The 9,928-nt window shown below is 73.6% G+C and carries 2 protein-coding genes; both read right to left on the reverse strand.

Translation table 11 applies throughout. From position 1 onward, the window contains the following. Positions 1-4,275 (reverse strand): type I polyketide synthase (locus AQJ58_RS39580; protein WP_067259424.1); only part of this gene is annotated, 4,275 nt, incomplete at its 3' end. Next, positions 4,272-9,928, reverse strand: a 5,657-nt coding sequence (locus AQJ58_RS39585) for a type I polyketide synthase (RefSeq protein ID WP_159056408.1), incomplete at its 5' end; no start/stop codon positions are given. The genes AQJ58_RS39580 and AQJ58_RS39585, both read right to left, overlap by 4 nt.

Consider the following 9,928-nt stretch of genomic DNA (forward strand, 5'->3'; position numbering starts at 1 on the left):
ATGGATGCGGGGCACGCTCACCGTACCGGTGCGCACCGCCAGCTGCGGCTCGTCCCGCTCCACCGCCCACTCCAACGCCGTCGGCAGCACGCGCCACGAGGACGCGGCAGCGTCGACGTCCACCAGCACGAACCGACCCGGGTTCTCCGTCTGGGCCGACCGCAGCAGACCCCACACCGCGGCCGCCCCGAGATCGGTCACGTGCTCCTGCGGCCCGGCCGCCACCGCGCCCCGCGTGACCAGTACCAGCCGCGACGACGCGAACCGCTCCTCCGCCAGCCAGCCCTGCACCAGCTCCAGGGCGCGGCGCAGTGCTTCGCGTACGACGGTGGTCGCCTCGCCCTGCTCAAAGGTGCAGTCGGCGAGGACGAACGGGGGCAGGGTGTCGCCGTCGGCGAGGGAGCTCAGGTCCGCGAAAGGCTTGACGGACAGGCCGGGCGTGTCACCGAGGGCGTCGGCCGCGCCGAGTGTGTCGCCGCCGACGATCGCCCAGGGGGCGGTTTCACGCGGGGCGGCGGGGAGGTCGCGGGCGGTCCAGGCGAGGTGGAACAGGGAGTCGTCCGGCCGGTCCTGGGCGTTCGCGGTCCGCCGTAGCTGCTCGGTGTCGACCGGACGCATGACCAGACTGTCGACGGCGGCCACGGGGCGGCCGGTGCCGTCGGCCAGGGTGAGGGAGACGGCGTCGGTGCCGTCCCCGGGGGTGACGGCGACGCGCAGGGCCGCCGCGCCGGTGGCGTGCAGGGTGACGCCGCGCCAGGCGAAGGGCAGCCGCGGCTGGGGTGCGGTGTCGCCCTGGCCCGCCTGGTCGAGGATGGCGAGGCCCACCGCGTGCAGGGCGCCGTCGAGCAGGGCGGGGTGCAGGCCGTAGTGATCGGCGTCGGTGGCGCGGTCCTGGGGGAGCGCGACCTCCGCGAACGTCTCGTCGCCGCGTCGCCAGGCCGCGCGCAGGCCCTGGAAGAGGGGGCCGTAGTGGTACCCGGCGGCGGCGAAGTCGTCGTAGACATCGCCGCAGTCGACCGGGGTGGCGCCGGCCGGGGGCCAGTCGGTGAGGTCCCGGTCGGACCGCTCGGCGCCCTCGGCCAGGACGCCGGTGGCGTGGCAGGTCCACACCGCGCCGTCGTCGGGGGCGTCCGGTGTGCCGCCCGGGCGGGAGTGGATGCTCAGCTCGCGTCGTCCGGAGTCGTCGGCCGCGCCGACGGTGACGCGCAGTCCGACTCCGGCCGTCGCGGGCAGGATCAGCGGGGCCTGGAGGGTGAGTTCCTCCAGGAGGTCGCAGCCGACCTCGTCACCGGCCCGGGCGGCCAGTTCCACGAAGGCGGCGCCGGGCAGGAGGACGACGTCGTCGACGGCGTGCTCGGCGAGCCACGGCTGGGTCCGCAGGGACAGCTGGCCGGTGAGGACCGCGCCGGCGGCGTCGGGCAGGTCCAGCACCGCCCCGAGCAGCGGGTGGTCGACTGCGGTGAGGCCGAGGCGGGTCAGCGCTCCGGTCGCGCCGGCGGTGCCGTCCAGCCAGTAGCGACGGCGTTGGAAGGCGTACGTGGGAAGGTCCACGCGGGTGGCGCCGGTGCCGGTGAAGACGCGCTCCCAGTCGACGTGCACGCCCTGGACCCACACCTCGGCGAGGGAGGTGAGCACACGGTCGAGGCCGCCGTCGTCCCGGCGCAGGGTGCTCACGACGGCCGGGGTGGCGGCGCGGTCGCGGCTCTCCAGGGTCTCCAGCACGCCCATGGTGAGGATGGGATGGGGGCTGACCTCGACGTACACGTCGTGTCCGGCGGCGTCCAGGGCGCGCACGGTCTCCTCGAAGCGGACGGGGGCGCGCAGGTTGCGGTACCAGTAGCCGGCCTCCAGCTCCCCGGTGTCCAGCGGCCCGGCGGTCACGGTGGAGTAGAACGGCACCTCGGCGGGGCGCAGTTCGACCCCGGCGAGGATCTCGGCCAGCTCCGGCTCCAGCCGCTCGACGTGGGCGGAGTGCGCGGAGAAGTCGACTCCGGGAACGTTCCACCGCATGGTGCCGGCCCGGGCGAGGACCACGCCGAGCTCCCGCAGGGCGTCCGGGTCGCCGGAGACGACCACGGTGTTGGGACCGTTGACCGCAGCGATCGACACGTGCTCGCCGAACGGCTCGGTCCGCTCGCGCACCCACTCCTCGGAGGCGACGATCGACAGCATGCCGCCGGTGCCCGCGAGGGCGCGCAGGGCGCGGCTGCGCAGGGCGACCACCCGGATCGCGTCCCGGAGGGACAGCACGCCGGCCACGCAGGCGGCGGCCACCTCGCCCTGCGAATGCCCGACGACGGCCGCCGGTTCGACGCCGTAGGCGCGCCACACCTCGGCCAGGGAGACCATCATCGCGAAGAGCGCGGGCTGGACGACGTCGACGCGGCTGAGCGCCTCCTCGTCGCCGAGCACGTCGCGCAGCGACCAGTCGACCAGTTCGCCCAGGAGGCGCTCGCACTCGTCCATGCGGGCCGCGAAGACGGGCGAGGACTCCCACAGGTCCCGTGCCATGCCGGCCCACTGCGAGCCCTGGCCGGGGAAGACGAACACCACGCGGCTCGCGCCGCCGGGCGAGGTCGGGCCGGTCAGGACACCGGCGACCTCCTCACCGCGCGCCAACGCACGCAGTCCGTCGACGAGTTGGGTCGACGTGGAGCCGGTCACCACGGCACGGTCGTCCAGGGTCGCGCGGCAGGCGGCCAGTGACCAGCCGACGTCGACCGGAGCCGACTCCTGGCCACCCTCGACGCGGGTGAGCAGTCGGGCGGCCTGGGCGCGCAGCGCGTCGGCGCCCCGGGCGGAGAGCACCCAGGGGACGGTGGGCAGCACCGTCGGCCCCGCGGTCCCGGCCGGCTCCGGCTCGGCCTCCGTCTCCTCCTCCTGCGGTGCCTGTTCCAGAATGACGTGCGCGTTGGTCCCGCTGACGCCGAAGGAGGAGACGCCCGCGCGACGCGGACGGTCGTCGGCCGGCGGCCACGCACGGGTCTCCGTCAGCAGTTCCACCTCGCCCGCCGACCAGTCCACCTTGGACGACGGCTCGGTGACGTGCAGCGTCCGCGGCAGCACACCGTGCCGCAGCGCCAGGACCATCTTGATCACACCCGCCGCACCGGCGGCGGCCTGCGTGTGCCCGATGTTCGACTTCAGCGAGCCCAGCAGCAGCGGCCGCCCCTGGGGACGTACCTGCCCGTAGGTGGCGAGCAGTGCCTCGGCCTCGATGGGGTCGCCGAGGGTCGTGCCGGTGCCGTGGGCCTCGACGGCGTCGACGTCCGCCGGGGAGATCCGCGCGTTGGCGAGGGCGGCGCGGATGACCCGCTGCTGGGAGGGGCCGTTGGGCGCCGTGAGACCGTTGCTCGCGCCGTCCTGGTTGACGGCCGTGCCGCGTACGACCGCGAGCACCGGATGCCCGTTGCGCCGCGCGTCCGAAAGCCGCTCCAGCAGCAGGACGCCCACGCCCTCGCCCCAGCCCATGCCGTCGGCGTCGTCGGAGAACGCCTTGGAGCGTCCGTCCGCGGCGAGGCCCCGCTGGCGGCTGAACTCCATGAACGCCACCGGCGTGGACATGACCGCAACGCCGCCCGCGACGGCCAGCGAACACTCCCGGCGGCGCAGCGCGTGCACGGCCTCGTGCAGGGCGACCAGCGACGAGGAGCACGCCGTGTCCACCGTCACCGCCGGCCCTTCCAGGCCCAGGAAGTACGACAGCCGGCCGGACAGCACCGCGCCGGAGCCGCCGGTGACGACATACCCGGCGACGTCCTCGGTGACGTTCCCGGCGGAGGGTCCGTAGTGGGAGGGCGCGCCGCCGACGAAGACACCGGTCTGACTGCCCTTGAGCGACGACGGGTCGATGCCGGCCCGCTCGATCAGCCCCCAGCACGCCTCCAGGAACAGCCGCTGCTGCGGGTCCATCGCCAGCGCCTCACGCGGCGCGATGCCGAAGAAGCCCGCGTCGAAGTCGGCGGCCCCGCGCACGAAGCTGCCCTCGTTGACGTACGTCGTGCCCGGCCGCCCCGACGTGCCCTCGGGGTCGTAGAGGCTGTCGATGTCCCAGCCGCGGTCGTCGGGGAACGCGGCTACGGTGTCCACGCCGTCCACGAGCACCCGCCACAGCTCCTCCGGCGAGTCGGCCCCGCCGAAACGGCAGTTGACGGCCACGATCGCGATCGGCTCGCGCTCGGCGTCCTCGTGCTCCTGCAGCCGGGCGCGGGCCTTGTGCAGGTCGGCGGTGACCCACCTGAGATATTCGCGGAGCTTTTCCTCATTCGCCGTCATGACTTACCGAACTCCTGGTTGATGAAGTCGAATATCTCGTCGTCGCTCGCCGCGCCGAGCCGTTCCTCGACATCGGCGTCCGCCGTGCCACCGGCCGGTGCGCTCTCCGGGGAGCCGCCCAGCCGCGACAGCAGCACCTCCAGCCGCGAGGTGATCGTGGTCCGCAGGTCCTCGTCCGCCGGAGACAGCGAGAAGACCGCGGCCTCCAGCCGGTCCAGCTCCGCGATCGCCGCCCCGGCGCCGTCGCCCTCCGGGCCGACCAGCCGGTCCCGCAGGTGGGCGGCCAGGTCGCCGGGGGTCGGGTGGTCGAAGACCAGCCCGGTCGACAGCCGCAGCCCGGTCGCCTTCTGCAGCCGGTTGCGCAGCTCCACGGCGGTCAGCGAGTCGAAGCCCAGCTCCTTGAAGGCCCGGTCCTCCCCCACGCCGTCGGCGCCGTCGTGCCGCAGCACGGCCGCGGCCTGGGAGCGCACCAGGTCGAGGAGGGTGCGGTCCCGCTCGGCCCCGGTCATCGCCGCGAGCCGGTCCGCCAGGGACGCGCCCGCGCCCGCATCGCCGTCCTCGGCCGCGAGATCGTCCGGGGCGCTGTCGAGCAGCGCCTGCCGGGCCTCCGGCAGGTCGTCCAGCAGCGGCCGGGGCCGGGCCGCGGCGAAACCGGGCGCGAACCGCGCCCAGTCCACGTCCGCGACCACCGTGCAGCCCTCGTCGTGGTCCAGAGCCTGCTGGAACGCCTCCAGAGCCAGCTCCGGGTCCATCGCCGGCACTCCGAGCCGACTCATGTGCTCCTCGGCCCCGTTGTCCGTCAACATCCCCGACTCCGCCCACGCACCCCAGGCCACCGAGATCGCCGGGCGGCCGAGGGAACGGCGCCGCTGCGCCAGCGCGTCCAGGTGCGCGTTGGCCGCGGCGTACGCGCCCTGGCCCCCCGCGCCCCACACGCCGGCGCTCGACGAGAACAGGACGAAGGCGTCCAGCTCGTCGTCCGCCAGCAACTCGTCCAGGTGGACGGCGCCGGTCACCTTCCCCGACGCCACCTCGGACAGCAGGGCGAGATTCGTCTCCGCGAGACTCGCGTACGGTGCCGCACCCGCCGTGTGCACCACAGAACGCACCGGCGACCCGTCGGCCCGCAGCCTCTCCAGGAGCCCCGCCAGCGACGCGCGATCCTTGACATCACAGGCCGCGACCGTCACCCGGACGCCGATCCCGGTCAGCTCCGCACGGAGCTTCTCGGCACCCGGCGCCTGCGCGCCGCGACGGCTGACCAGAACGAGATGCTGCGCTCCCCGGTGCGCCAGCCGACGGGCAACTCGCCCGCCCAGCGCACCCGTTCCCCCGGTGATCAAGACCGTACCCCGCGGCTTCCACTCCCGTACAGCGCGGGTCTGCGCGACCGGCGCGCGCCGCAACCGGAGCGCGAACACGCCCTCGGCACGCAGCGCGAGCTGGTCCTCGGCCCCGGCCGCGTCCGCCGCCAGCACACCCCGCAGCCGGGCGAGCGCACGCTCCTCCGGCTCCTCGGGAAGGTCGACCAGCCCGCCCCACCGCTGCGGATGCTCCAGGCCGACGACCCGCCCCAGGCCCCAGACCTGCGCCTGCGCCTCCCGCACCACCGTCGGGTCCGCGCCGCCGGTGGACACCGCGCCCCGCGTCGCCAACCACAGCGGCATGTCCACACCGGCGTCGCCCAGCGCCTGCACGAGCTGAAGCGTCCCGGCGAGCCCCAGCGGGACCTCCGGGTGCTGCGGATGCGGGGCCTCATCGAGGGCGAGCAGGGACAGTACGCCGTCGAAGGCACCGATCTCCCTGATACGACCGGCCAGTTGCTCCCGGTCACCGTCCGCCGCGGTCCAGGCGAGCGGGATCACGGTCGCCCCGCCGTCGGTCAGCGCCCCGCCGGCCGCCACGCCCCAGGCGTCCTCGCCGGCCCCTGCCGGAACGACCAGCAGCCAGGTACCCGGCCCGGCCGTCCCGGCCGGTCGCTCCGCAATCCGCTTCCAGGCGAGACGGTAGCGCCATCGGTCCAGCGTGGAGCGCGTACGACGCTGCTGCCGCCAGGCCGACAGCGCCGGCAGCACGCTGCCCAGCGACGACTGCTCCTCCTCGCCCTCGACATCGAGCGTCGAGGCCAGGGACTCCAGGTCCCCGCTCTCGACCGCCTCCCAGAACCGGGCATCCACGTCATCGAGGACGGTGGCGGTGGCGGCCTCGGCGTCGGGGGCGTCGAGCCAGTAGTGGCGGTGCTGGAAGGGGTAGGTGGGCAGGTCGACGTGGTGCGCCCCGGTGCCGGTGAAGGCCTGGGCCCAGTCGACGTCGATGCCGTGGACCCACAGCTCACCCAGGGAGGCCAGGAAACGGTCCAGGCCGCCGTCGTCGCGGCGCAGACTGCCGGTGACGACCGCCTCGTCGGCGGTGTCCTGGATACCCATGGCGAGGACCGGGTGCGCCGACACCTCCACGAACACCGTATGGTCCTGGCCCGCGAGGGCGCGTACGGCCTCCTCGAAGCGGACCGTGCGCCGCAGGTTGCGATACCAGTACCCGCCATCCAGAGCCTGGGTGTCGATCCAGTCGGCCTCCACCGTGGAGAAGAACGGCACCGTGGAGGTCCGCGGGCGCACCTCGGCCAGGACCTGGGCGAGGTCCTTCTCGATCCGCTCCACGTGGGATGTGTGGGAGGCGTAATCCACCGGGATACGACGAGCACGGACCTCGTCGGCCTCGCAGGCGGCGATCAGCTCGTCCAGGGCGGCGGGCTCGCCCGCGACGACGACCGAGGCCGGGCCGTTGAGCGCAGCGATCTCGATACGACCCTCCCAGGCGGCGATCCGCCCGGCAGCCTGCTCCGCGCTGAGCGCCAGGGAGAGCATGCCGCCGTCACCGGCCAGCCCGGCCGCGATCGCCTTCGACCGCAAGGCCACCACCCGGGCACCATCACGCAGGGTCAGCCCACCAGCGACGCACGCGGCAGCGATCTCACCCTGCGAATGCCCCACCACCGCAGCGGGTTCAACGCCATAGGAACGCCACAGCGCAGCCAGCGACACCATCACGGCCCACGACAGGGGCTGCACCACGTCGACGCGCTCCAGCGACGGCGCGCCAGGGGCACCGCGAAGGACCGCCTCCGGGTCCCAGTCCACGAACTCTGCCAACGCCTGGGCGCACTCGGCGAACCGCTCGGCGAACACCGGAGCGGAGTCCAGCAGCTCCACACCCATCCCGGCCCACTGCGCACCCTGACCCGGGAACACGAACACCACCCGGCCACCAGAACCCGTCCCGGGATTCAAGTCACCCAGGCCAGCGAGCAGTTCGTCCCGGTCACGGCCGACCACAACGGCCCGGTGCTCGAACCGTGCCCGGCCCGCCAGCGTGAAACCCACGTTCACCGGAGAGAACTCCGGCTCCTCCCCCAGGCGAGCGAGCAGCCTCCCGGCCTGCTCCCGCAGCGCCCCCGCACTACGCGCCGACAGCACCCACGGCACCGCCACCGGCTCCACCACCGGCTCCACCACAGCCGACTGCTCGGCCTCCGGCGCCTGCTCCACAATCACATGCGCATTCGTGCCACTGACACCGAAGGAAGAGACACCCGCCCTGCGTGGACGCCCCTCGGTCCCGGGCCACTCGCGCGCCTCGCTGAGCAGTTCGACCTTGCCAGCCGACCAGTCCACCTTCGACGACGGCACATCCGCATGCAGTGTCCGAGGCAGCACACCGTGCCGCATCGCCTCGATCATCTTGATCACACCGCCGACACCGGCGGCCGCCTGCGCATGCCCGATGTTCGACTTCAACGACCCCAGCCACAGCGGCCGTTCCCGGTCCCGGCCATATGTCGCGATCAGCGCCTGCGCCTCGATCGGATCGCCGAGCGTCGTCCCCGTCCCGTGCGCCTCGACCGCGTCCACATCACCGGTCGACAACCCGGCGTTCGCCAGCGCCGCCCGGATCACCCGCTGCTGGGAAGGGCCGTTGGGTGCCGTAAGACCGTTGCTCGCACCGTCCTGGTTGACGGCCGAACCACTCACGACCGCCAGCACCTTGTGGCCGTTGCGCCGCGCGTCCGACAGCCGCTCCAGGACCAGCATGCCCACGCCCTCGGACCACCCTGTGCCGTCGGCGTCGTCGGAGAAGGACCGGCAGCGGCCGTCCACGGACAGGCCCCGCTGCCGGCTGAACTCCACGAAGGTCATCGGGGTCGACATCACCGTCACACCGCCGGCCAGGGCCAGGGTGCACTCGCCCGACCGCAGGGCCTGCGCCGCCAGGTGCAGGGCGACCAGCGAGGACGAGCACGCCGTGTCCACCGTCACCGCCGGGCCCTCCAGCCCGAAGGTGTAGGAGATACGCCCGGAGGCGACACTGCCAGCGCTGCCGTTGCCGAGATATCCCTCAAAGCCGTCAGGAACGACCTTCAGCCGGGAGCCGTAGTCGTTGTACATCACACCCGCGAACACACCCGTCCGGCTGCCGCGCACCGACGCCGGATCGATACCCGCCCGCTCCAGCGCCTCCCAGGACGTCTCCAGGAGCAGCCGCTGCTGCGGGTCCATCGCCAGCGCCTCACGCGGCGAGATCCCGAAGAAGCCCGGATCGAACTCGGCCGCGTCGTAGAGGAATCCGCCCTCACGGACGTAGCTCTTGCCCTTGCGGTCCGGGTCCGGGTCGTACAGGCCGTCCAGGTCCCAGCCACGGTCCACCGGGAATCCGTCGATGCCGTCCCGGCCCGTGGCCACCATGCGCCACAGGTCCTCCGGGGAGTGCACTCCGCCCGGATACCGGCAACTCATCCCGACGACGACGATGGGGTCCCGGTCGAGCGGAGCCTGCGCCGCGAGCGGTTCGCCGGTGGATTCGCCCATGGAGCCGAAGAGTTCGCCGTACAGGTGACGTACGAGGGCATCGGGTGTGGGGTGGTCGAAGACCAGGGTGGCGGGCAGCCGCAGACCGGTCGCCGCGTTCAGCCGGTTCCGCAGGTCAACGGCCGTCAACGAGTCGAAGCCCAGCTCCTTGAACGCCCGGGCCTCCTCCACCGACTCGGCCGAGCCGTGCCCCAGCACCGCGGCCACCTGACCGCGCACCAGCCCGGACAGTTCCCGCATCCGCACGTCCGGCGACAACCCGGCCCACCGGTGCACCAGACCTGCGTCGGCGGCCTCGCCGACCCGCGCCCGGCGCACCCGGCCACCGGCCAGCCCGCGCACCACCGCCGGCGCACCGGCGCCCATGGCCCGGAACACGGCCGGATCGAACCGAACCGGCAACACCAACGCCGGCCCCGCCGCCACCGCGGCATCGAACAACGCGAGCCCGTCCGAGGACGACAACCCCACCAGACCCGATCGGGCGAGCCTGGCCGTCTCGGTCTCACCCAACGCACCGGTCATCCCACTGCGCTGCTCCCACACGCCCCACGCCAACGAAACGCCTGGCAGACCGTCGGCCCGTCGCACGGCCGCCACCGCGTCCACGAACGCGTTCGCCGCCGCGTAATTGCCCTGACCCGCACTTCCCAGCACACCCGACGCCGAGGAGAACAGCACGAAGGCCGACAGGCCCAGGTCCCGGGTCAGTTCGTGCAGGTTCCAGGCACCGTCGAGCTTCGGCCGCAGCACCGTGTCGAGCCGCTCGGGGGTCAGGGCCGACACGA

It is taken from the genome of Streptomyces sp. DSM 15324, from assembly GCF_001514285.1.
Lineage (GTDB): Bacteria > Actinomycetota > Actinomycetes > Streptomycetales > Streptomycetaceae > Streptomyces.